Here is a 23,420-nt window from a genome sequence, read left to right as displayed (position 1 = left end):
GATAATTGTGGCTATACCCGCGAGGATGGGGATTTTATTGTGCAGGATATTTCTCTATGGGTATTTGTTATATTGATGCTTGGTAAATATACCTTTCTCTACTAAATGGGTAAAGTGTAACTGAAAATATAATTAATTGAGTTTTAAAATGCATTTTTGCTTAATTATTCAACAAATCTATGATTATAAATGGGAACATTCTAATTATTGTATTTGGTTGTTTCCTTCAGCAATAAAACCAAATTGGAGCGCATACTTCATCTTCCTCGCAGTTATTAATGCAGTGGCCTTTATTTTTCCCCTTATTTAACAGTGTGGTTAGCCATTCTGTATCTCGCTTTTGCACACTTCATTTTGCCTCTTTTTTTGAACCAGTAATACCTTTTTCTCTTCAGGGGTAATTGTTATGAATTTGTTTCTGATCACAAATTGAGCAATTTTATATTGCCATGATCTTGTCTATACAACTATATACTTGAGACAAAACGAATGACCAATAACCAGCTGGACTTTACGTGGTTAATTTTTTTTGGTGTTTAATTTTACGATTTAATAATGTCTAAGTATTAATTCATTTTTATTTTGAATGAAATTGATGGATTGAATGTCAATTTACCGTATATCACGTGCTAATCGGGATTTTACGCTTCAAGGAGATAGTCGAACATGAAACTTGGCGCATTTTTAATGCCGGCACATCCGCGTTATCGCTCGTGTCTCTTTTTGAACGGTGTAGAGCCAGGAGACAACGTTTACATCGTGGACGATCTCATCAGCACCGGTGGAACATTGGTGGGATTAATCTCCGCAGTGCGTAAAGCCGGAGCCGAAGTGTCAGGCATCTTATGCGTGGTGGAAAAACGCAACTATGGTGGAGCCAGGCGTGTGTTCGAGGCGACGGGGATCTCGGTGCAATCGCTTATTGAAGTGGATGTGAGCGGCGAGCATTCGGTCGTTGTGGGCGTCAATTATTAAATAAAAGGAGGCTGTGATGATCAAGGAAGGGCAGTTTCGCGGTTGGTACATGGTCGGCGCCGTTCATCTTTTGCTGGCGGTTATTTTTGGTGCGGCCTATTCATTCGGAGCATTTTTTACTGCATTACAGACGAACTTTGACGCTGGGCGTTTTTCTACCGCCTCAATCTTCTCGCTGACGGCGTTAATTTACTATGCCGTTGGGGTATTTTCCGGTGCCTGGAGCGATCGTACTTCGGTGAGGACGGTAACCGGCATCGGTATTTTACTGCTTTCGCTGGGATTCTTCGGCAGTAGCCTGCTGGCATCGTCACTGACGGCATTTTTGCTCACGTTTTGCCTGTTGGTAGGGGTTGGCGTCGGATTGGTTTACGTGCCGGCTGTTTCAACCATCCAACGTTGGTTCGTCGTTCATCGCAGCTCGGCTTCCGGCCTGGCGCTGGCCGGCACCGGCTTGGGAACGCTGGTGGGGCCGATGGTGGCCGGTGGGCTGATGCAACATTTGTCCTGGCAAAGCACTCTGCAAATTTATGCCGTCGCTATCGCCGTATTGGGGTTGGCTGCCGCCTTCATTTTACGAGGCCGGCCAGAGGACGTGGGCGAATATCCCGATGGGCTTCGTCCCGTTGAGGTGACATCAATACCGGGTTCCGCGTTTAACGGTAGCGTTACGTTGCGAGAAGCGGCGAGACAGGCTCAGTTTTGGTGGTTTTTTATCGCGATATTTTTCGGTTCGATCGGGCTGTTTCTGGCATTGGTTCATATCAATCCTTATGCGCTGCAACAGGGGCTAAATTCAACGCAGGCCAATCTGCTCATCGGCTTGATCGGCGTGGGCAATATCGGCGGCCGTCTGGTTTTGGGGCGGATAGGCGATCGCATGGGCGCGCGACGTTTTTTGGTCATTGTTACGTTGAGTTTGGCCGTGTTGTGCGGCTTTTGGAGTGTGGCGCACAGCTTTACCGCGCTTGCGATTTTCGCGTTGTTATTCGGCGCGGCCAACGGCGGCTGTATTGCGCTGTATCCGGCGGTGGCCAGTACATGGTTCGGCACCGCCAATCTGGGCGCCATTCTGGGGGCGTTGTATATCGCGGTGGGGATCGCCGCCGTTGGCGGGGGCAGCGCCGCCGGTTGGCTGTATGATCTGTATCAGAGTTACACGTTGTCCATTGCGTTGGCCGGCATGGCGGCGCTGTTGTCTGCGTTGGGGATCGTCTTGGCTTCTCGCTGTACTTCCCGGATGGGATGAGGGGGAGTCAAATGCTATTGCCTAATGACTTGCGCTCTACCTTGGCGCTGTTGCGGCAAACAGGGGATGAAATCACCCTGGTGAAGAGATCGATTTCTCCCGAGGTGGAGATGATTGAAGATTTTCTCGATGCCTATCGCCAGCCTGGCGGTTCCTGGTTTGCCGATGAGCAACCGTTACGGCTTTATCGACGACCAACACGGGGCGAGTTTCCCGTTTTGATGGGGATGTTTGGCAATCGTCGCCGTTGTAGGTTGTTTTTGGATCCCTACGGACGTTATTCCTCAGAAATATCAAATGCTCAGTTGCTGCTGCAGGCGGCGAGTAGTCCGATAGCACCCAGATTACTGGGCGGGGATAAACGCAACTTTCGCAACGTGCGTAAGCCTGCTGAAATCCTGGATTTGCTGCCGATCCTACGTTATCTGCAAGATGATCCTGGGCCGACGGTGACGTTGGGGTTGATCTATGCGCACGATAATCGAACCGGAGCCGCGAATTGTTCTTACCACCGAATTACCTTCAAAGAGGATTCCGCAGTGGTGTCGATTGACTCTCGTGGTCACTTGCAACACATGCTTTCGACACATCTGGCGCGCGGAGAGCGACTGCCGATTTCCGTCAATATTGGGCTTGATCCGGCCATTTATCTGGCTTCGACATTGACTCGGCCTTGTCTTTCTTACGGTAGCGACGAGTTAGGCGTTGCGGGGGCCCTGCGCAGCAATGCGGTCGAGGTTGCGCCATGTCGCGCCAATACGGGGCGATATATCGCCCATGCCGAGATCGTTATAGAAGGGATGTTGAGTGCGGAAAAAGAGCCGGAGGCAGCAGAGGTGGCCGGTTTTTCCTTACCTGAATATCTCGGTTATCGCTCGCCATGCGGTATGGCCACAACACTGCAGGTTCAGGCGGTAAGCTACCGCGCCGGGGCGATATATCAGACGCTGTCGGGTCCTGGAGTGGAGCAATCCATTCTGCTTGGTTTAGGCCAAGAGTGTTCGCTGCTCGCCCGACTAAAAACAGAAGGGCTTGAGAGGTTGTTTTGTCGAGTCGCGGCTCTGCCTTCCGGCGACGGTCACTTGCTTACCGTATTGCAAGTCGCTAAACGCGCTTGCGGTGACGATCTGTGCGTTATCGACGCAGCCAAGAGATTGCTCGGCGAAGTGCCGTCACTCAAAAATGTGTTACTGGTGGATGAGGATGTTGACCCTTATTCGGAGCGTGATGTCCTCTGGGCTATGAGTACGCGCGCCCGACTTGAACGCGACATTCACGTTAGCGCTTTGCTGCCCGGCACTTCCCTTGATCCCTCGCAATTGCCGCTTTATGGCGGGAGTGATGCGAATGGGTTCGTCAATAAATGCGTCGTTGATTGTACGGTTCCTTTTAGCTCTCGGCGGCGTTTTCAACGGGCGTTTTAATGTGAGCGGTACGCCTTTCTGTAGCCTGCCTGACTAGGCTGGCGAACCATGATGTCTGTCATGTTGAAGGAGACAAGCCATGACGAATACTCTCGATCCTCGTTTCGATTCCACCCGGAATATTTGTGCTCCCAGGGGCAATCAATTGACCTGCAAAAATTGGCTGACTGAGGCGGCCTATCGCATGATTCAAAATAATTTGGATCCCGACGTCGCCGAAAACCCGCAAGGGTTGGTCGTGTATGGCGGTATCGGTCGCGCTGCTCGCAATTGGCAATGTTACGATCAGATTTTAGCCTCACTTAAAGCGCTCAATGAAGACGAAACTCTGTTGGTTCAATCCGGAAAGCCGGTTGGTGTATTCCGCACCCATACCGATGCTCCCCGAGTGTTAATCGCCAATTCTAATTTGGTTCCACAGTGGGCCAATTGGGAACACTTCAGCGAGCTTGATCGCAAGGGATTGTTCATGTACGGGCAGATGACGGCCGGTAGTTGGATCTACATAGGTAGTCAGGGCATTGTGCAGGGTACGTTTGAAACGTTTGCTGAAGCGGGCCGCCAGCACTATGGCGGGGATCTGACAGGACGCTGGATCCTTACCGCCGGGCTGGGGGGCATGGGCGGGGCGCAGCCGTTAGCGGCGACATTGGCCGGCGCGGTTTCTTTGAATATAGAGTGCCAGCAGAGTAGCCTGGATTTTCGTTTGCGCACGCGCTATCTCGATAAGCAGGCAAAAGACCTGGATGAAGCTATCGCTTTGGTTAAGGAATACACGGCGGCCGGACAGGCGATTTCTATAGGGCTGCTAGGCAATGCCGCAGAGGTGTTGCCTGAGCTGGTCAAACGCGCGCGTGCAGGCGGTATCCGGCCCGATCTGGTTACCGATCAGACCTCTGCGCACGACTTGATCCACGGTTATTTGCCGGTTGGATGGAGCGTGGCGCAGTGGAAAGCAGCGCAACGCGATCCGGCGCAACATGCCCGATTGTCTGACGCTGCAGCCGGTAGCTGCGCCATTCATGTGCAGGCTATGCTTGATTTCGTTGACATGGGGGTGCCGGCCGTTGATTACGGTAACAACATTCGCCAGGTCGCACGCGACATGGGCGTGGAAAATGCTTTCGATTTTCCTGGCTTCGTACCGGCTTATATTCGCCCGCTGTTTTGCGAAGGCAAAGGACCGTTTCGTTGGGTAGCGTTATCTGGCGATCCGGAAGATATCTACAAAACGGACGCCAAGGTTAAAGCGCTGTTTCCTGAAAACCAGCATATCCATCGTTGGCTGGACATGGCGCGTGAGCGCATTGCTTTCCAGGGGTTGCCGGCGCGCATCTGTTGGTTGGGGTTGGGCGAACGCCATCTGGCAGGCCTGGCTTTCAACGAGATGGTGCGCAGAGGGGAGCTTAGTGCACCGGTTGTTATCGGCCGAGATCATCTGGACACGGGTTCAGTCGCCAGCCCCAATCGTGAAACCGAAAGCATGAAGGATGGAACCGATGCCGTTTCCGATTGGCCGTTGCTGAATGCATTGCTCAATACTGCGGGCGGCGCTACCTGGGTGAGTTTGCATCATGGTGGCGGTGTGGGTATGGGATATTCACAGCACTCGGGAATGGTGATCGTGTGCGATGGCAGTGAGGAGGCTGACCGGCGGCTTGCTCGGGTGTTGGTCAACGATTGCGGTTCCGGCGTGATGCGCCATGCCGATGCCGGCTATGAGCAAGCCGTTGCCGCCGCGAAAAGGTTTGGATTGAAACTGCCGATGCTTTGAGAATCAGAGCTTATTGGGACTTTATAGCGGTTCTTATAGGGTGGAACCGCTATTTTTCTATAGGCCGATTTTCACACCATTGTGAGTATTTCACCTCTGGGCATGTGACGATTTAGTCTCGGCGTCAACTTACGATTTTGCTGTCTGGCCTTCTTGCCTGTTTTGCCAAACCCGTTCAAGTCCGAATTCGACCATCGCGAAATAGAGACTAAAATAGCGCTCCGCCATGATGAAGAACGAACTGTTGAGTTCGATCACCACATTATTGGTGGTGGTCAGCAGGCCGGATTTTTCCGCCGCCTGCAGAATGCGGTTCACGTGCGCGCGTGAGACGGAGCAGGACTTGGCGATTTTCGCCGAGGAGAGCAGCAGAAAGGGGGAGTCCTGTCGGATGCTTTCGATAAACAACATCAACAGCACCATGTGGCCGGCATCTTTGCTGATGAACAGCGCGGATTGCGGCACCAGGTCGATCAGGTAGACCTCCTTGAGCATCAGTTGCCCGTAGGCGGCGAAAAAGGTGGACAGAAAGTCGGGCGCCGCCAGCAGCGCCGCGATGGGCATCTGTGGCGCCAGCGCCTGGTAAGGGCGCGCCATTGAGGCGATCAGCGCCTGGGTTTCCGCCAGCGCGTGCGGCGTAGGCTTATAGCGTAACTGGCGTTTGTCATGCTCGCAGGGTTTGACCTCCAGCCGGCGCCCGACCCGTAAAAAGAACAGAAAGGAATCCAGGGAATTCTCGCTGATCATATTCTTCCCTTTGAAAAAGGCCTTGATGTCTTTCAGCGCGGCGGCGGGCTGGTGGTAATAAATGGACAGGATGGTGGAGCAGATGATGAACCGGCTGTTCCTGAAAATGATTTTGTAAAACAGCGGATGCTTCTTGTAGGTCTCCCTCAATAATTCCCCGTGTTTGACGATGGCGGCGTGGAACGCCGGTGACTGCCTGATGATGTTGGCCTGTTTCTCCAGGTGAAACTGTAGCTGGAATCTGCTTAGACTCATTTTCCCTATTTCCTGTACTTAAAAAATGTGCTGCTTTTTATCGTTATGGGTTTGCTGTGTATGACTTGACGATCTGCTGGCCCTGGTCGTTGATGAGGGTGGTCTGAACGGTGGCCCGAGAGGGGAGCCCGGATGCCGAAACGCCGTCGAGGTGATAATCCCGCGAGCTGAATGGCGCGGTCATCATGTCGCTTTCTTGTCGCACCGGGTAATCGCGCCTGTTGGTGTGCACGGCGATGTGCGCGAACGAGAGATAAAACGCCGATCGGTTTTGACAGCGCAGCAGATAACCGTCCGGCGATTTTTGCAGCGTGAATGAGACGGCCCCGGCCGCGTTTTCGGCTTTCCCCTGCAGCGCTCTGGGCCGGTAGAAGATTTTCATCTGGGTGTTCATCGCCAGCGTCACGCGCGACGCCAGCGGCGGCGTGGCCGGCCGGCTGGGCGGGATCTCATACAGGTTAAGCCAGAACACCGACTCCCGGTCGGCGGGCAGGTTCGCGCCGGCAAACAGGATCCTAAGCCCCTTCAGCGCCGAAGGCGGCAGGGCGAACACGCTGGGCAGGGTGACAAACGGCGCGCGGGACAGTTCGGGGGCGGCGTTGACGTCGCCGTTATCGACCCAGGTTTGCGCCACGATCGGATAGCCGTTGGTGTTGAGCAGCATCAGGGTTTTTTCCGTCTCGCCTTCGCGGAAAATCACCCGCGTGGCGGAGGCGATGATGCCCGCCTGCGCGCCGATGGAAGCCAGCGCCAGCAGCAGGGCGCATCCCATCGTCAGATATTTCTTTCTCATCATTGAACCTTAACCCAAACGTAGGCCCTGGCGTCCACCTTGCCGGCGGTGACGGTTTGCCCGGGCAGCCGGGCGAGCGTGGCGGTGAGCTGGGTGGTGTAGTGGGTAAACCCCGCCGAGGTGCTGCCGCCGCCGCTGGCGCCGTTGAGCACCGGGTACCAGCCGGCGTCGTTGCCCTGCGGGCATTGCCCGGCGCTGCAGCGCGCCCAGCCGACGAAATTCATCGGCGCGCCGTTGCCGGCGTTGGCGAGCGCGATACCCACGCCGGTAGCGACGCTGCTGTCGGTGCCGTAGCCGCTGGAGAGCAGGTAACTCACGCCGCCGTTGGCGCTGACCAACCCGAGCCGCTGCGCCGCGACATAGCTTTCATACGGCACCTGCAGGCCGAGGGCGGTATTGTTGCTGCTGACGCCGGACACGGCGGCGTTGTCACATTCGATATTGAGGGTGAACTGCGCCTGTGAGGTTTGCCCGGCGGTCAACTGGCTGACGGAAATGGTCGGCAGGATCACCAGCGGCGTGACGTTGCGCGCCACGCAGGTGGCGGTATAGGTCAATGAGGAGATCGGTGCGGTGCCCATGCCCATCGCGTTCCAGCGCCCGGTGCCCCAGGTGGCGTAGTTGGTGGCGGAATCGCTGCCGATAGGATCCGAAGCGATGCCGGGCCCCTGAAAGGTGACATAGCCGTTCGGCTGCGTGCAGGTATAGTTCGAATTGCCGGTGGTCGACGCCATGCCCACCAGCGGGTTGCCGGCGCTGTAGCCGCAGTAGTTGCTGGCGCCCGCGCCCGGCAGCGAGCTGATGCGGATCAGATCGGCGCGGATGGCGCTGAAGTCTTTCACCCGGATCTGGATTTTGTTGCCGACGGTGGCGTAGCGGGTAATCGGCGCCGACTGCCAGTAACGGGTAAAAACCTTGCCGGAATCCAGGTGGGTCAAACGGATGCCGACGTAAGGGAAGTAGGTGGCGTAATAGTTGGGGTTGCCGTCCTGGGCGCCCAGATCGTAATAGCCGCCGACGCGGTCGTCGCCGTTGGTGGCGAAGACTTCATAAATTTGCCCAACATCGCCGGCATCGCATTCATACAGCACCTTGTTGGGATCGGGATAACGGGTGCCGGAGGTCAGATCGAACACGCTGGTGCCGAGCGGCGTGCCGACGGGCTGCAGGTAAGTGCTGGTCAGGTTGACCCGGCCCAGCGCCGTGCCCACCCCGCAAGGATCGCAGCCGGAGTCGATCCAGGGGGCGACCCGCGTGCATTGCGCCAGCGCCGCGGGGGCGCCGAACAGCGACAGGGCGAACAGCGCCGGGGCGGCGACCAGATAAGAAATGCGTTTCATCGTCTCTCCTGAGATAAGTTAAACGGGCTAACGGCACGGGGCGCTGAGCCGCTGAATCGGGTTGTCTTCCGCGGCGGGCAGGCGATAATGCAGCGTGCACTGCTGGCCGGGCGCGTCGCCCCAGTTCAGCGTCAGCGTGCCGGCATTCCGGTCGCTGCGCAGATATACCTGATTGGCCTGGCCAACCATGCCCACGCTGTTGCCTGCCGCGTCAAGGACGTTGGCGCCCATCGGGATCGGTGCGTTATCGGGCCGCTGTGCGGTGATCAGCAGCGCCTGGCCGCGCACGGTGTTGAAGCGCAGGCGCACCGTGGCACCGGCATAAGGAGCCACGCGCCGCTGGCCGTCTTCCAGTTCCGCTTTGTCGTTCATGCCCTCGGGGTTCAGCGCGACGGTGTTGTAGTGATAGGGCACCAGCGACGGCGCCAGGGCGTAGCCGAAGCGATCGACGCGCGCGCCCTGGCCGTCCATCACCCGTGCGCCGCTGGCGCCGGGCGCTTCGATCAGGGCGAAGGTGTCGCCGACATACGGCCCTAATGTCACGCCGCCGCGGTGCGCTACCACCGCGCCCTGCAGCGACAGGGAGCCTTGTCGGTACTGGCGCGCGGTGGAGAACGAGCCGGTGACGTTGGCGTAAGGCAGGCGGGTTTGCAGGTTGCCGCCCCAGACGCTTTGTTGGCGATCGTCGTCGGTGGTGAAGTTCAGGCCGTAACTGACCGGCTGTTCGTCGCCGACGCTGCCCGACAGCGCAGCCTGATAGTTGCCGCCCTGACCCTGGCTGTGGTTGGCCAGCAGCGAGACGCTGGGGGCGGATGATGAGCGCCCGAGCGGGAAGCTCAGCGACAGGGCGGTGACGGTCTGCGCGTTCTGCGCCAGCGGCGCGCTGTAGACGTTATCCAGCGGCCCGTAGCCGCGGTAGTCGCCGTTGCTGTAGCCCAGGCTGCGGGTGCGGGTGACGGAGAGGTTAAGCGCCACGCCGTTGCCGAAGGTTTTCCCCCAGCCCAGTTGGAGCTGATTGTCGCGGCCGCGCTGATCGCGGTAGTCCTGAGTCGAGCCGGACATCGTCAGGCTGCCGAACGCGCCCATGCCCTGATTGACGGCCACCTCGAAACGCGAACGCTGGCGGTAGGAGTCGGACTGCCAGTTTTGGCCGGTAACGGCGGCGCGCCGCACGCCGAGCACGTCGCTGAGATCGCGAAAGCCTTCGGTAGAGTAGCGGTAGCCGGCGATGGATAGCGTGGTGTCCGTCGGGCTGAAGGTTCGGCTGTAAGAGAGGTGCAGCATCCAGCCGGAGGCGCCGCCGTCCGGCAGGCTGGCGTGGGAATAGGTGGTATCCATGCCGAAGGCGCCCAGCCAGCTGCTGTACACGCCGCCCAGCATCATCGCCTGATAGCCGTCCGCCAGCTGATTGCCGAGGTTGAAGGTCAGGGCGTTGGTCAGGCCGTGCTGCCAGGTCACTTCGCTGAACAGATCGTTGTCGCCGACGTAGCGGGAACGGCCGACGATGGCGGAGTAGCGCGACTGGCCGGGGCGAATGGATTCCGGCACCGCGGCGAACGGCACGGTGAAGGTGCTGACGCTGCCGTCGGCTTCGGTCACCACCACGGTCAGATCGCCGGCGTAGTTGGTGGCGTACAGATCGTTGATGGCGAACGGCCCCGGCGCCACGGTAGTTTCGTACAGCGTGCTTTTACCCTGCAGCACCGTCACGCGCGCGTTGCTTTTCGCCACGCCGCGCACCACCGGCGCATAGCCGCGCTGTGAATCCGGCAGCATGCGATCGTCCGAGCTGAGCTGAATGCCGCGAAAGCCCAGGCCGGAGAAGAAGTGCCCGTCGGTAAAGCCTTCGCCCAACAGCATTTCGCTGCGCCAGGGCAGGATTGCGCGCTGCACGTAGCGGCGGCTGGTGTCCAGGTGACCGCCGAACTCCCGATCGTAGCGGTAGCTGGACTGCTGGCGGTAGCGCCAGAGCCCGAGGTTGAACCCGCCGTTCAGGTTGGCGTAGGTCGAATCGAGATCGCGGGTTTGCCCCTGCCGGTAGCTGACGTGGTACTGGTTGAGGTTGTAATTGACGAAGGCCATTGATTCGCCGCTGTCCAGGCTGGCGGGATTGACGCTGCCGCGCGGCCGGCCGTTCAACAGCGCCTGCGGAATGCTGAGATCCAGCCGCAGCCGCGAGATATCGGCGTTCACCATGATGTCCTTCAGATCCCGGCCGGGCAGCAGGCATGCCGTTTCGGCCGCCGGCGGATTTTTCAGCCCGAAGCGCGTCAGCTGCGGTCGATCGAAACAGGGCAGCACCTGTTTGCCTGCGCGCATGAAGCGAATTTGATCGCGCTCGAGAAACTGGCCGTTGAGGTACAGATCGATCTGATAGCTGCCGGGGGCGACGGCGTCCTGCTGGTTGAACTGGCTCAGGGCGCTGTTGCTCAGCACGCTGCCGCGCAGCAGCGCGGGATCGAAGGTGTAGCCATCGGCGGCGGCGCAGCCCAGCGGCAGCGCCAGCAGCGCGCAACACCAGCGTGCGGGAAGCGGCGTCGCCTTGCGAGCATCGAACATGAAAACCTCCCTGTCTGGTTTCAGCGCGCGACGTTCAGGGTGCGTGTGATTTCCACCCCATAGTCATTGATGACGCGCAGCGCGATCTGCCGCACCTCACCGTTCACCGGCCAGCTGGCCTGCGAAAACGGCGGGATCAGGTCCGCCTGCGGGATCACGGTGCGTTTTGCGCCGCTCAGGATCGCGGCCTGGCTGACGTTGGCGTAGTAGCCGGTCGGGTTATCGACGCGCAGCGCGTTGCCGACCTGGCGCAGGTTGAGCTTATCGATGACGTGGTTGGCGTCGCCGGCCAGCCCGGCCGGGCGATAGAACACCTTCAGCCGGTTGGTGACCACCAGCAGCAGTTTGTTCTTGTCGCTGTCCGTCTGACGCACGGCGGGGACCTGCAGGAAGTTGAGGTAGAACAGCGATTCGCGATCGCGCGCCAGCGGCTGGCCGACGAACGACAGCCGCACCATTTGCCCGCTGTGCGGATCCATGCGGAAGATTTGCGGCGAGGCGACAAAGGGCGCATCGGCGTTTTCCGGCGTGGACTGCGGGTTGTTGATGTCGAGCCAGATCTGCATCAGCGCCGGGGCGCCGTCATCGTTGGTGAACTGCAGCGTTTTCTCCCGCGCCTCGGCGGGGTAGATCACGCGGTTGCCGAGCAGCGTTACGCTGGCCAAGGCGTGGGTGGCGGCAAAACTCATCAGGCAAAGCGACAGGGCGGCCCATCGGCGGGCGGAACGGGATATCTGCGGCATAAACGTGAACCGATAAAGAAGCGAGTCATTCAGCGCCGTCCGCTAAGGAACGGCGCTGGCATCAACAGGTATGGCGCCTGACGCCGGCTTATTTGTAGCTAATGGCGAACTGGGCGGTGGCGATCACCGAACCGGCCGCCACGCCGGTGTCTTCCGCGTAGTAGCGGGCCACCAGGTTCTGCGAGGTGGAGGTGGCGTCTTTCGCCAGCGTCATCGCCGACGTGGTGACGGTCGAACCGCTGGCGAACGACAGCGGCGTGGTGGCGTCGCTGTCCAGCAGTTGAATGGACACCTTGGCCGCATCGCCCGCGTTGCCCAGATTGCCGTTGGTGGTCGGGTTGTTGCCCGCCAACACGGTTTTGATCGCCGTATCGTTGGTCGCCGCCGCACAGCCCGTGACGTTAACGGTAAAGGTGGTGTCGCCGGCGGTGGCGCCTTTGGTGGCGAGCTGGCTGGCGGCGACGGTCGGCAGTAATACGACCGGGTTGGATTGGTTGCCGTTAATATTCACCGAACAGGTTTGCGTGCTGACTTCGCCTTTGAATTGCACGGTATTGGACGAGGCGGCCGCACAGGCGCCGGAGAGAGCCAGCATGGATAATGCGACTAATTTAACATTCATGTGAAATACCCTTTAATTAACTTTAGAGAAAAGCTTTCCTGACAGTAATAAATTACTGACGTGCGTTTGTTGATTAATCATGTTGCGCAATTGTTTTTTAAACGCGTCGGCAAACATGGATTTTCATCCTAACAAACTAAGAATTTTCCCTATAGGTGTTTTCCGCATGGTAATAAGTTTGCGATGCGGGTTGTTACATTTATTTTCATTTTTGCTTATATCATACAAAATGGAAAATAGATCTATATCATTGCGTTGCGTTTTTATTGGATCGTCGGTTTTTGTTTATGAAATAATTTGAAACATTCATGCCTTTTTTGCGTATTAATCAAAGTGCTGGCTGTTGCGTGATTATTTGAAAAACATGTTATCAAGATGTTTTATATCGGTGTGCTTTGCAGGCGAATTACCCCAAAAAAGAGCAGCGACAAGCCGCCTGAGGTGTGGAAGCATACTTTCACGCTGATAAGGAGAATTAAAGTGAAAGTGATTTATATCGACGGTTCGCCGCTGTGCTGTTTGGGGATGAAAACATTATTGGGAGAAGGAGTGATAACCTTATCCTCGCCCAATATTAATATTATTAAAAATATAAGCCCTGCGCCTGATTTAATTATCATGGATTTTCCCCATGAAATTTATCGGTTCGAAGCGTATTTGCGATTTATTCACGCCTCACGTGCTGAATATGAAGGCGTCCGGATACTGTTCTTCGTCGATAAGACTTCGCCGCTGATCATGGCATTTATCGCGGCGGCGCAGCCGGATGCGATTTTGCACAAACGGGAAGCGCTGCGAGTGGTGTGGGAAACCTGCGCGGCGCTAGTCCGCCGTGAAGAGGCGGGCGAACGGCGCGTGGTGAGGCGGCATCGGGCGGCGGCGATCACGCCCGGCGAGGCGGCGGTGCTGTGTGAAACGGCCCGTACGGAAGATATCCGCCTGACCGCGCGGCGGCTGAATTTGCACCCGAAAACCGTTTATTCGCACCTCAACAATGCCGGCAAGAAGTTCGGCATCCGCAATCGGGTGGAATTGCTGAAGATGATTGCGCTGCTGTAGCGCGCCGTTAACGGGCCTGGCCGACGGCCAGTCGCCATTGCGTCATTTCGTCGGCGCCCGGCCCGGCCGCCAGCGCCAGGCTTTGCGGCGGCAGAGATTCGCCGGTCACGGCATCTACCACGCGCAGGGTAGCGGGGTGGCCGGTCGCGCGGTCAACCACGCGCAGCGGCGGCCCGGCCAGCTCGGACAGATTCCATTTGTCGCCAATCTGAATCATCGCCATCACCAGCAGCCCGAGATCTTTTCCCTTCTCCGTCGGCAGATACTCGTAGCGAGCGGGGCGCGTTTGGTATTGCCGCTTTTCGATAAGGCCGTGGCTTTCCAGGGCCTTGAGCCGGTCGGCCAGCGTATTGTTGGTGATGCCGGTCGATTGGCGCAAATCGTCATAGCGCGAGAGCCCCAGCAATAGATCGCGCATGAGAATCGCGCCCCAGCGATCGCCCAGTGCTGACAGCACGTGCGCCACCGAGCACGTCATGCCTTCAAACCCTTTTGCTTTCACGTTGCCTTACCTCCGCTTGCCGCCTGATTGCCGAGAATTTTATCGCCTCGGCTTGATAACTTCAATAATTGGAGTTATTACTCTTATTATTGGAGTTTATGATTAACAGCGGCTGATGGCCTGAACGCCGGCCGGAAAGCCACGCTTTCACCGTGAGTGTCGGCTTTTATCTTCGCGTTCAAAGAGGGGGCGAGATTAAGCGTGGGGAGAGGAGAAATCGACGAAAGTCATAGATTACTTTTTACATCTGATATGAAGGCATTAACGATGGCGGATTTTTCATTCTCACGATAGATGAAAAAAAACTCAGTCACGTTATCGACACCGAGGATCGCTCTGTAGGTAATGTTAGGCAGCTTGATTGAGGATAGTGTAGAAGGAACGATAGCGATGCCCAGGCCAGAAGCCACCATGGCGAGCACGCTTAGTGTACTGTCCAGCCGATAGGAAACCTGGACGTCTTCTTCAAGAATGGCTTTCAGGATACGAAGCTGACCATCGTCTCCGCTGTTTTCCGAGTAGATGATAAAGTCTCGTCCCGAGAGGTCTTCTTTTTTCAAGGTCTCTTTTTTAGCCAGATCGGAGTCTTCCTGAATCACGACGACCCAGTCAAACTTTTTAATGGGTATAAGGCCGAGCCCCGGTGGGATTTTGAGATCCAGATTGGGGCAATAGCTGACGTCGATATTTCCGTTGACGATCTCATCGGTTTGTTTCCAATAAGACATCTCTTTGGCGAGGAAATTAACGCCGGGATGCTCTGCTTTAAATCGATGAATATCGGCAGTGACTAATCCCGCCGCGACGGCATTGCCGACAAATCCGATTCGCACATTGCCATTCTCACCTTTCGCTGCTGCTTTGGTTTCGTCAAGCGTGCTTTTTATTTTTTCATAAATATCCGGTGCATTTTTTAAAAATATCGCTCCTACTTCGGTTAGTTCGACATTGCGGTTGTTGCGAATAAAAAGTGGTGCGCCAATTTCTTCTTCCAGCGCTTTTATCTGCATGCTGAAAGCCGACTGTGTAACATGAATTCGCTTAGCCGCCTTGCCGAAATGTTTTTCTTCAACGAGAGCCAGGAATGCCTGGATATGGCGAAAATTCATGGATTAGATTCCTGTGTCAGTCGTTCAAAAAAATGAATTGGATATATAGCGATCATGAAAATACCCTCTAATAGAACTCGCGTTAAAGTGTAGATTATTTCTGGAGTGCGGGCTAGTCAACAACACTCAGCGTGTTGCTATCTGTTTCAAAAACCGAATATATGTATAGTGGAGGCGTTAAATGAATTCATTAGCCAGAATCGATGTTCATACTCACCTGGTCCCGCCTTTTTGGGGCAGCGCGCTGCCCAGCCACGGCGGCGATCCGTCGGGCTGGTCTCTGCCCAAATGGACGGCGGACGACCATCTTCGCTATATGGACAAACAGCAAATAGCGACCAGCGTCCTGTCGTTAACCGCGCCGAGCGTGGTTGGCTGGGAAGGCCAGGCGCGCCGCGATATGGCCAGAAAAGTCAATGAGTATACGGCGGATCTGGTGGCGAAATACCCTACGCGGTTTGGTAACTTCGCGACCGTGCCGTTGCCGGACGTTGAGGGGGCGGTGCTGGAAGTGGAGTATGCATTAGATGTGCTGAAAGCCGATGGTGTCGTATTATTGACCAACTATGAAGGGGTTTATTTAGGGGATAAAAAGTGGGCTCCGCTTTGGGCCGCGCTAAATCAACGCTCTGCCGTTGTTTTCATTCACCCTGGTCATCCCATCATGGATTTGCTGGATGGCGTTCCGGGTCCCTTGGTTGATTACCCGTTTGATACGGCGCGCAATGCCGTCCATATGGTATTGAATGGCGTTATGGACAATTATCCTAACGTGAGAATTATTCTTTCGCATGCCGGCGGATTCCTGCCTTATGCCATTCTGCGCTTTACATTGTTGGCGGAATCGCTTAATCCAAATGGGCCGTCAGTTCAGGAGTTGAACGATAAATTTAAGCGTTTTTATTTTGATACCGCATTGTCTTCCGGCCCTAATGCATTTTCCAGCTTGCTGACGTTTGCGAATCATAATAATATTCTGTTCGGTAGCGATTATCCTTATGCGCCGGAGTCCGTTGCCGTTAAGTTTAATCATATTCTCGATGCTGAGACAAATCTGACGGATGCGCAGAAAGTACGCTTCAACCGGAATAACGCTCTGGCGCTTTTCCCTCGGTTAAATAAATAAAGGTTCTGCTGGGGAGGGAGATGCCGCATTGCTTTTAGCGCCGACGCATCCCCTTTCGAAAACAAAAAATCCACGCCGAAGCGTGGATTTTTCCGTTTCCGGCAGCGGAGAGAAACGCTGCGGGGAAGGAGTTAGACGTTGAACAGGAAGTTCATCACGTCGCCGTCTTTGACGATGTAGTCTTTACCTTCGGAACGCATTTTGCCGGCTTCTTTGGCGCCTTGCTCACCCTTGTAGGTGATGAAGTCGTCAAAGGCGATGGTTTGCGCGCGGATAAAGCCTTTCTCGAAGTCGGTGTGGATCTTGCCGGCCGCCTGCGGAGCGGTGGCGCCGACCGGGATGGTCCAGGCGCGCACTTCTTTCACGCCGGCGGTGAAGTAGGTTTGCAGGTTCAGCAGCTCGTAACCGGCGCGGATCACGCGGTTCAGGCCCGGCTCTTCCAGGCCCAGCTCGGCCATGAACTCGTCGCGTTCTTCGTCTTCCAGCTCGGCGATGTCGGATTCCACGGCGGCGCACACGGCGACCACCACGGAACCTTCGGCGTCGGCGATTTTACGCACGGTGTCCAGGTACGGGTTGTTCTCGAAGCCGTCTTCGTTGACGTTGGCGATGTACATGGTCGGCTTCAGCGTCAGGAAGCTCAGGTATTTGATCGCCGCCTTGTCTTCCGCGGTCAGATCCAGCGCGCGCAGCATGCCGGCGTTTTCCAGGTGCGGCAGGCATTTCTCCAGCGCCGCCAGCTCGGCCTTGGCGTCTTTGTCGCCGCCTTTGGCTTTTTTCTGCACGCGGTGGATGGCGCGCTCGCAGGTGTCCAGGTCAGACAGCGCCAGCTCGGTGTTGATCACGTCGATATCTTCGGCCGGATCGACCTTGTTGTTGACGTGGATGATGTTGTCGTTCTCGAAGCAGCGCACCACGTGGCCGATGGCTTCGGTTTCGCGGATGTTGGTCAGGAACTGGTTGCCCAGGCCTTCACCCTTGGACGCGCCTTTCACCAGGCCGGCGATGTCGACGAATTCCATGGTGGTTGGCAGAATGCGCTGCGGTTTGACGATCTCGGCCAGCTTATCCAGACGCGGATCGGGCATCGGCACCACACCGGTGTTCGGTTCAATGGTGCAGAACGGGAAGTTGGCTGCTTCAATGCCCGCTTTGGTCAACGCGTTGAACAGGGTGGATTTGCCTACGTTAGGCAGGCCGACGATACCGCATTTGAATCCCATGTTGTAATCACCTTAAATATCTTAACTATCAGCCGGTTAGGTTTAACCGACTGCATAAAGGGCAAAATAATGCCGCCATTATACACGTAATGGGCGTTTATCTCGATCAGACTTGCTTGGCCGGGGCGAACGCAGCGCGGACGACCGGTTTTTATTTGAGATTTGCATCACATTTACCCATACTGGCCGTTCCGATTAACCGACAGGAAACGCGCCGGATGTATTTCTTGCCTACGCCACCCTGAGCTGTGCCCGCCTGCACTCTGCCGCCCCTTGCGGCTCCCCATACCCGCTACGCGGGGAGATGATGTCATCTGTCATAAGTGAATAATGCATGTTTAACCTGAGTAACGTCAGGATCGCGGACGTTAAAAATGAAGTCCTGGCGGGCTTTGTGGTGGCGGTTTCGATGATCCCCGAGGCGGTCGGCTTTTCGCTGGTCGCCGGTCTTTCGCCAATTGTCGGCTTGCATACCGCGTTTATTATCGGCCTGGTCACGGCGCTGTTCGGCGGCAAACCGGGCATGGTTTCCGGCGCCGCCGGCTCCATTGTGGTGGTGCTGATGAGCCTGGCGGCGCAGTACGGCATGGGTTACGTGCTGTGGGCCACGCTGTTTGCCGGGGCGATTCAAATCCTGATCGGCGCCTTCCGGCTGGGCAAGTTCATTCGTCTGGTGCCGCTGCCGGCGATCCACGGCTTCGTCAACGGCCTGGCGATCGTCATCATGCTGGCGCAGCTGAAGATGATCGCCGGGCAGGGGCCGCTGATGTACGGCCTGGTGGCGCTGGCGATTGCGGTGGTGGTGCTGTTCCCGCGCCTCACCAAAGCCATTCCGTCTTCGCTGGCGGCGCTGCTGGTGGTCTCGGCGTTGGCGATTGGCCTCAACCTGCACACGCTGCGGGTGGGCGATCTGGCGGACATTTCCGGCGCGCTGCCGCACTTTAGTCTGCCGACGGCGCCGTTTACCCTGGAGATGGTGCGGGTGGTGCTGCCCTACGCGGTGGTGATCGCCCTGGTCGGTTTGATTGAATCGCTGCTGACCATGACGGTGCTGGATGAAATGGGCGGCAAGAAGGGCAACGGCAATCGCGAGAGTATCGCGCAGGGCGCCGGTAACGCGGTATGCGGCCTGTTCGGCTGCTTCGCCGGCTGCGCGATGATCGGCCAGTCGATCATCAACTTCACCTCGGGCGGGCGCGGGCGCATCTCCGGCACGGTGGGCGCCATCCTGCTGATTCTGTTCGTGGTCAGCCTGTCGCGCTATATCGGCCTGCTGCCGGTGGCGGCGCTGGCCGGGGTGATGCTGGTGGTGTGTTACAACACCTTCGAGTGGAGCTCGCTGCGCCGCTTGCGCCGCATGCCGAAAGCCGACGCGCTGGTAATGATCGTCGTCACGCTGATCACCATCTTTACCGATCTGGCGGTGGCGGTGATCAGCGGGGTGATTATCTCAGCGCTGGTGTTCGCCTGGCAGCAGGCGCGCATCCGCGTGCGCCAGCGGCAGGTGACGGGCGACGTGGCGGTGTATCAACTGGATGGCCCGCTGTTCTTCGGCTCCGCCGCGGCTTTCGCCGAGCTGTTCGATCCGCAGAGCGATGCGCAGAATGTGGTGCTGGATTTTGCCGGCACCCGGGTGATGGATTCCAGCGGCGTGGAGGCTATCGATAAGCTGACGGCGCGTTATCTGGCGGCGGGGAAAAGCATTCGTCTGCGCCACCTGAGCGCTGACTGCGTGCGCCTGCTCAAACGCGCCGGGCCGTTCTGCAGCCATGAGCTGGACGATCCGCAGTATTACGTGGCGGAAGAGGGCTTCACCGCCGATGAGCGCCGGGTGGGCGAGGAAACCTTCAACCCGCGCGGCTAAAAGCAGGCAGCGGGCAGGGCGCCCGCTGCGGCAAGGATCAGGCCTGCGCCTTGAAGCTGTGCAGGCGCTGAACGGTTTTTTCCAGCCCGTCTTTCATCAGCATTTCGGTGCAGCGCAGCGACTCATCGATCGCTTCGTCAATCATCTTCTGTTCGCTGGCCGGCGGCTTGCCGAGCACGAAGCCCACCACCTTGTTCTTGTCGCCCGGATGGCCGATGCCGATGCGCAGGCGGTAGAAGTTCGGGTTGTTGCCGAACTTGTTCTGGATGTCCTTCAGGCCGTTGTGGCCACCGTTGCCGCCGCCGAGCTTGATTTTGGCCACGCCGGGCGGCAGATCCAGCTCGTCGTGCGCCACCAGGATCTCGCTGGGTTCGATGCGGTAGAAGTTGGCCATCGCCAGCACCGCTTTGCCGCTCAGGTTCATGAAGGTGGTCGGCACCAGCAGGCGCACGTCGTTGCCCGCCAGGTTCAAACGGGCGGTGTAGCCGAAGAACTTGCTCTCTTCTTTTAACTGCTGATTGTGGCGCTGGGCCAGCAGATCGACGTACCAGGCGCCGGCGTTGTGGCGTGTCTGGGCGTATTCCGCGCCCGGGTTGGCGAGGCCGACTATCAATTTAATACTGCTCACTGGGAGATTCGCTATGATCAGGGTAATGGAAAGTGCCTTAGTCTACCTGTCGGGGCGATGAATGACAAAACCCGATCTCTGCCGTCACCCTGGGTAAGAAAGATGAATGATTCATTAGCTTAATAATTCAATTTGTCCGCTAATTTTCAGCACTGTGTTAAGAAGTGTCAATAATTCTTTACCATTTGTGATCGCCTCCGCAATCCCCTTGCCGCAACAGGGACTATACTTAACTTATCAAAGTGGGTTAACAAGTTGCAGCGTTATCCCGGTTGGCACATGGCAATCATGGAGATGGCATATGAAACGTAGAAGCGCGGACAGAGTGGGCAACTTTTTTATGGGACTGGGGCTGGTCGTGATGATCGGCGGTGTCGGATACTCAATTATTGCTGAAGTATCCCAGTTCAATCTGCCGCAATTTTTCGCCCACGGCGCCATCATGAGCATCTTCGTCGGCGCGCTGTTGTGGCTGGTGGGCGCGCGTATCGGCGGCCGCGAACAGGTGGCGGATCGCTACTGGTGGGTAAAACACTTTGATAAACGGTGCCGCAACGATCAACATCGTTCGTCGCATTAATTAAAAAAGCAGAAGGGAAGCAAGAGCGGGGCAAGGGAACATCTGCCGTGCATTAAGGTTTGAGGTCATGTCGGACTACAAGTAGAAAACCCGTTGTTGCTCGCGCACCAACGGGTTTTTCTTTTCTGCTGTCGGGCTCGCTATCTTTCCGGCGCAGTGGGCGCCGCACCGGAAAGACGACGAATTAATGCTCGAACATCGCAGAGATCGACTCTTCGTTGCTGATGCGGCGAATGGCTTCAGCCAGCATGCCGGACAGGGTCAGAGTGCGAACGTTTTTCAGTGCCTTGATTTCCGGCGACAGCGGAATGGTGTCGCAGACGATCACTTCATCAATCACCGAGTTCTTGATGTTGTCCACGGCGTTGCCGGAGAAGATCGGGTGCGTCGCGTAGGCGAATACGCGCTTGGCACCGCGTTCTTTCAACGCTTCAGCCGCTTTACACAAGGTGCCGCCGGTGTCGATCATGTCGTCGACCAGCACGCAGTCGCGGCCCGCCACGTCACCGATGATGTGCATCACCTGAGAAACGTTCGCGCGCGGGCGGCGTTTGTCGATGATGGCCATGTCGGTGTCGTTCAGCAGTTTGGCGATAGCGCGGGCGCGCACGACGCCGCCGATGTCCGGGGAAACCACGATCGGGTTTTCCAGGTTCTGCTGCAGCATGTCTTCCAGCAGGATCGGGCTGCCGAACACGTTGTCTACCGGTACGTCGAAGAAGCCTTGAATCTGCTCAGCATGCAGATCCACCGTCAGAACGCGGTCAACCCCTACGCTGGAGAGGAAATCGGCAACCACCTTGGCGGTGATTGGCACACGCGCGGAACGCACGCGGCGATCCTGGCGGGCATAGCCGAAGTAAGGGATAACGGCGGTAATACGACCTGCGGAGGCGCGACGCAGGGCGTCGACCATCACAACCAGTTCCATCAGGTTGTCGTTGGTCGGGGCACAGGTGGACTGGATGATGAAAATATCACCGCCGCGTACATTTTCGTTGATTTGCACGCTCACTTCGCCGTCGCTAAAACGACCTACAGCGGCGTCACCAAGGCTGGTGTACAAACGGTTGGCAATACGTTGTGCTAGTTCCGGGGTGGCGTTACCAGCAAAAAGCTTCATATCAGGCACGAGAAGAACCTCAGGCTTGCGTCCAGAGAAGATATTGTCATACGACCTCGCCAAGGAGCAGTCGGCGACGCCGGCGCAATATACATACGGGTATGTAAAACTAAAATTGAGATCGCAGGCAGCGCAGGGATAACAGGGCCAGGTGTGCATGACCCTGCGCAGCGAAACGTTGAGCTACGACTCAAACCGCCCGGAACGAATGCGATGTAGTGGGGAGACGTTAACGCCGCGCGCTACAAAACCACACAACCACTCCGGGGCTTGATTTAACACCTGACGGGCGGCGATTTCTGTGTCGAATTCAGCAAACACACAAGCACCTGTGCCAGTCAGGCGTGACGGGGCGTATTCTAACAGCCATGAAAGAAGCTGTTCAACCTCGCGAAAACGTTTTCTTGCGATCGGTTCGCAATCATTTGCGTACGGCGCCTGCAACAGCTCACTTAAGGAGCGAACCGGGGTGTCTCTTTTCAATTCGGGGTCGCCGAAGATAAGCGGTGTCGGGATACCGACGCCGGGATGCGCCACCAGATACCATTTTTCCGGCGGCTCGGCCGGCAGCAGGCGTTCGCCGATGCCTTCGGCGAAGGCGGCGTGGCCGCGCACGAACACCGGCACGTCGGCGCCGAGGCTAAGCCCCAACGCAGCCAGTTGGTCGTCGTCAAGGCCGCAGCGCCACAGTTCGTTCAGCGCCACCAGCACGGTGGCGGCGTTGGAAGAGCCGCCGCCTAGGCCGCCGCCCATCGGCAGGCGCTTGTCGATGCTGATGTCGGCGCCGCGCGGTGCGGTCTGCAGACCCTGTTCATCACAATAGCGCTGCAGCAGGCGGGCGGCGCGCACGATCAGGTTCTGCTCGTCCGGCACGCCGTCGACCGGCGTCAGCAGGTTAATGCGATCGTCCTGGCGCGGGTCAATGGTCAGGGTGTCGCCGTAGTCCAAAAACTGGAACAGCGTCTGCAGCAGGTGATAGCCGTCTTCACGACGGCCGGTGATGTACAGAAACAGGTTGAGCTTCGCGGGGGAGGGCCACTGGCGGATCATTTGAGCGTCCAGTTATCCATTTTCAGCTTGATGCGTTGGTCGCCCTGCTGCAGCTCCAAACGGTTCGGCAGCGTCGGCTGCACCTCGGTGCTGTAGCTCTGGTAATCCACTTTCCAGGTTTGACCGCCTTGCTGGTAGGTCAGTTTGCTCAGGCGATATTGGTCATCCAGCGCAAAATCGCTGGCTTCGCCCGGCAGGCCGACCATCCACTGGCGCAGGTTGTTCAGCGGGATCGCCATCCCGGTCAGCTTGCGGATCATCTCTTCCGGGTTGTCGCTGACGTAGCGTTTGCCCTGGTTGTCGGTCAGCTGCACCACGTTTTTCTGTACGTTGAGATCCATTTCCGTGCTGCCCAGCGGGTTAGTCAGTAGCAGGCGGTAGCGCTCCGGCGAAAACTGCTGCCAGAAGAAGCGGGCATAGACTTTTTTCTGATCAGACAAGTAGGCGAAAGAGCCGCGGGTCTGATAGGTGCTAAGCTGCTGCACCGCCTGCTCATGGGCGCGCCACTGCGGTGAGGTCGGGCTGGTGGCCGGGCCGGTTGGCTTGGTGGTGGTACAAGCGGCCAGCACCAGGCTGGCCAGCGGGATCAGACGGAGCAAACTAACTTTGCGTATTGGCATAACTTTTTCTTGTCCTTTTGTCCTTGCGGGCATGCGCGACGAAACCCGGATTCAG

General features: G+C 57.2%; 21 protein-coding genes. 8 read left to right on the top strand and 13 right to left on the bottom strand.

Annotation, left to right across the window (positions count from 1 at the left end; all coding sequences use genetic code 11):
* The first annotated feature begins 666 nt into the window (after positions 1-666).
* From ACJ8OK_RS21450 to hutU, 4 genes are all read left to right on the top strand, one after another.
* A complete protein-coding gene (locus tag ACJ8OK_RS21450) occupies positions 667-975 on the top strand; it encodes a phosphoribosyltransferase family protein (RefSeq protein WP_234722519.1) in 309 nt (102 codons plus the stop codon).
* 16 nt (positions 976-991) lie between these two features.
* Positions 992-2,224, top strand: a complete 1,233-nt coding sequence (locus ACJ8OK_RS21445; RefSeq protein WP_085058628.1) for an MFS transporter — start codon at positions 992-994, stop codon at positions 2,222-2,224.
* A gap of 11 nt (positions 2,225-2,235) precedes the next feature.
* Entirely contained in the window at positions 2,236-3,648 is a 1,413-nt protein-coding gene (locus ACJ8OK_RS21440) for a UbiD family decarboxylase domain-containing protein (protein ID WP_442531008.1), read from the top strand.
* Between the two features lie 79 nt (positions 3,649-3,727).
* Entirely contained in the window at positions 3,728-5,422 is a 1,695-nt protein-coding gene (gene hutU / locus ACJ8OK_RS21435; protein WP_033633317.1) for a urocanate hydratase, read from the top strand.
* Between the two features lie 129 nt (positions 5,423-5,551).
* Here the strand turns inward: hutU and ACJ8OK_RS21430 are convergent, their stop codons facing one another.
* The 6 genes from ACJ8OK_RS21430 to ACJ8OK_RS21405 all read right to left on the bottom strand — a co-directional run bounded on the left by ACJ8OK_RS21430 (position 5,552) and on the right by ACJ8OK_RS21405 (position 12,481).
* The gene (locus ACJ8OK_RS21430) at positions 5,552-6,424 is read right to left on the bottom strand and encodes a hypothetical protein (RefSeq protein WP_033633316.1); all 873 of its coding nucleotides are present in this window, start codon (positions 6,422-6,424) and stop codon (positions 5,552-5,554) included.
* Between the two features lie 43 nt (positions 6,425-6,467).
* Positions 6,468-7,217, bottom strand: a complete 750-nt coding sequence (locus ACJ8OK_RS21425) for a fimbrial biogenesis chaperone (protein WP_048322974.1) — start codon at positions 7,215-7,217, stop codon at positions 6,468-6,470.
* Entirely contained in the window at positions 7,217-8,557 is a 1,341-nt protein-coding gene (locus tag ACJ8OK_RS21420; protein ID WP_442531005.1) for a fimbrial protein, read from the bottom strand. The genes ACJ8OK_RS21425 and ACJ8OK_RS21420 overlap by 1 nt, the downstream gene beginning before the upstream one ends.
* A gap of 27 nt (positions 8,558-8,584) precedes the next feature.
* The gene (locus ACJ8OK_RS21415; RefSeq protein WP_082996832.1) at positions 8,585-11,116 is read right to left on the bottom strand and encodes a fimbria/pilus outer membrane usher protein; all 2,532 of its coding nucleotides are present in this window, start codon (positions 11,114-11,116) and stop codon (positions 8,585-8,587) included.
* 20 nt (positions 11,117-11,136) lie between these two features.
* Positions 11,137-11,859, bottom strand: coding sequence for a fimbrial biogenesis chaperone (locus tag ACJ8OK_RS21410; protein ID WP_082996831.1), 723 nt, complete (start codon positions 11,857-11,859; stop codon positions 11,137-11,139).
* Between the two features lie 88 nt (positions 11,860-11,947).
* Complete coding sequence (locus tag ACJ8OK_RS21405) at positions 11,948-12,481, bottom strand: fimbrial protein (RefSeq protein ID WP_336954885.1); 534 nt, start codon at positions 12,479-12,481, stop codon at positions 11,948-11,950.
* A 480-nt stretch (positions 12,482-12,961) separates the two neighbouring features.
* On the opposite strand from ACJ8OK_RS21405, the gene ACJ8OK_RS21400 reads away from it, so the two are divergent.
* Positions 12,962-13,540: a helix-turn-helix transcriptional regulator gene (locus ACJ8OK_RS21400; protein ID WP_442531003.1), complete on the top strand. Its 579-nt coding sequence runs from the start codon at positions 12,962-12,964 to the stop codon at positions 13,538-13,540.
* Between the two features lie 7 nt (positions 13,541-13,547).
* Here ACJ8OK_RS21400 and ACJ8OK_RS21395 read toward each other — a convergent pair whose 3' ends face one another.
* Positions 13,548-14,042: a winged helix-turn-helix transcriptional regulator gene (locus ACJ8OK_RS21395; protein WP_442531001.1), complete on the bottom strand. Its 495-nt coding sequence runs from the start codon at positions 14,040-14,042 to the stop codon at positions 13,548-13,550.
* Positions 14,043-14,269: 227 nt separating this feature from the next.
* Positions 14,270-15,151, bottom strand: a complete 882-nt coding sequence (locus ACJ8OK_RS21390) for a LysR family transcriptional regulator (RefSeq protein ID WP_442530999.1) — start codon at positions 15,149-15,151, stop codon at positions 14,270-14,272.
* A gap of 181 nt (positions 15,152-15,332) precedes the next feature.
* On the opposite strand from ACJ8OK_RS21390, the gene ACJ8OK_RS21385 reads away from it, so the two are divergent.
* A complete protein-coding gene (locus ACJ8OK_RS21385) occupies positions 15,333-16,277 on the top strand; it encodes an amidohydrolase family protein (protein WP_033633305.1) in 945 nt (314 codons plus the stop codon).
* Positions 16,278-16,408: 131 nt separating this feature from the next.
* Here the strand turns inward: ACJ8OK_RS21385 and ychF are convergent, their stop codons facing one another.
* Positions 16,409-17,500: a redox-regulated ATPase YchF gene (ychF, locus tag ACJ8OK_RS21380; RefSeq protein ID WP_004941048.1), complete on the bottom strand. Its 1,092-nt coding sequence runs from the start codon at positions 17,498-17,500 to the stop codon at positions 16,409-16,411.
* Between the two features lie 334 nt (positions 17,501-17,834).
* Here ychF and ACJ8OK_RS21375 point away from each other — a divergent pair, with 334 nt between their 5' ends.
* Positions 17,835-19,364: a SulP family inorganic anion transporter gene (locus ACJ8OK_RS21375; protein WP_033633303.1), complete on the top strand. Its 1,530-nt coding sequence runs from the start codon at positions 17,835-17,837 to the stop codon at positions 19,362-19,364.
* A gap of 37 nt (positions 19,365-19,401) precedes the next feature.
* Here the strand turns inward: ACJ8OK_RS21375 and pth are convergent, their stop codons facing one another.
* Positions 19,402-19,992, bottom strand: coding sequence for an aminoacyl-tRNA hydrolase (gene pth / locus ACJ8OK_RS21370; protein WP_021504829.1), 591 nt, complete (start codon positions 19,990-19,992; stop codon positions 19,402-19,404).
* A 301-nt stretch (positions 19,993-20,293) separates the two neighbouring features.
* Between pth and ychH the strand changes: the two genes are divergently transcribed.
* Positions 20,294-20,572, top strand: a complete 279-nt coding sequence (gene ychH / locus ACJ8OK_RS21365) for a stress-induced protein YchH (RefSeq protein WP_004941056.1) — start codon at positions 20,294-20,296, stop codon at positions 20,570-20,572.
* Between the two features lie 184 nt (positions 20,573-20,756).
* Here the strand turns inward: ychH and prs are convergent, their stop codons facing one another.
* The 3 genes from prs to lolB all read right to left on the bottom strand — a co-directional run bounded on the left by prs (position 20,757) and on the right by lolB (position 23,365).
* A complete protein-coding gene (prs, locus tag ACJ8OK_RS21360; protein WP_004941061.1) occupies positions 20,757-21,704 on the bottom strand; it encodes a ribose-phosphate diphosphokinase in 948 nt (315 codons plus the stop codon).
* Positions 21,705-21,878: 174 nt separating this feature from the next.
* Positions 21,879-22,745: a 4-(cytidine 5'-diphospho)-2-C-methyl-D-erythritol kinase gene (gene ispE / locus ACJ8OK_RS21355; protein WP_048322990.1), complete on the bottom strand. Its 867-nt coding sequence runs from the start codon at positions 22,743-22,745 to the stop codon at positions 21,879-21,881.
* Complete coding sequence (gene lolB / locus ACJ8OK_RS21350; protein WP_004941069.1) at positions 22,742-23,365, bottom strand: lipoprotein insertase outer membrane protein LolB; 624 nt, start codon at positions 23,363-23,365, stop codon at positions 22,742-22,744. The genes ispE and lolB overlap by 4 nt, the downstream gene beginning before the upstream one ends.
* Positions 23,366-23,420: the final 55 nt, after the last annotated feature.

The sequence above is a fragment of the Serratia sp. CY71090 genome (assembly GCF_052166845.1).
GTDB lineage: Bacteria > Pseudomonadota > Gammaproteobacteria > Enterobacterales > Enterobacteriaceae > Serratia > Serratia nematodiphila.
This window is presented reverse-complemented; position numbering and strand designations above follow the sequence as displayed.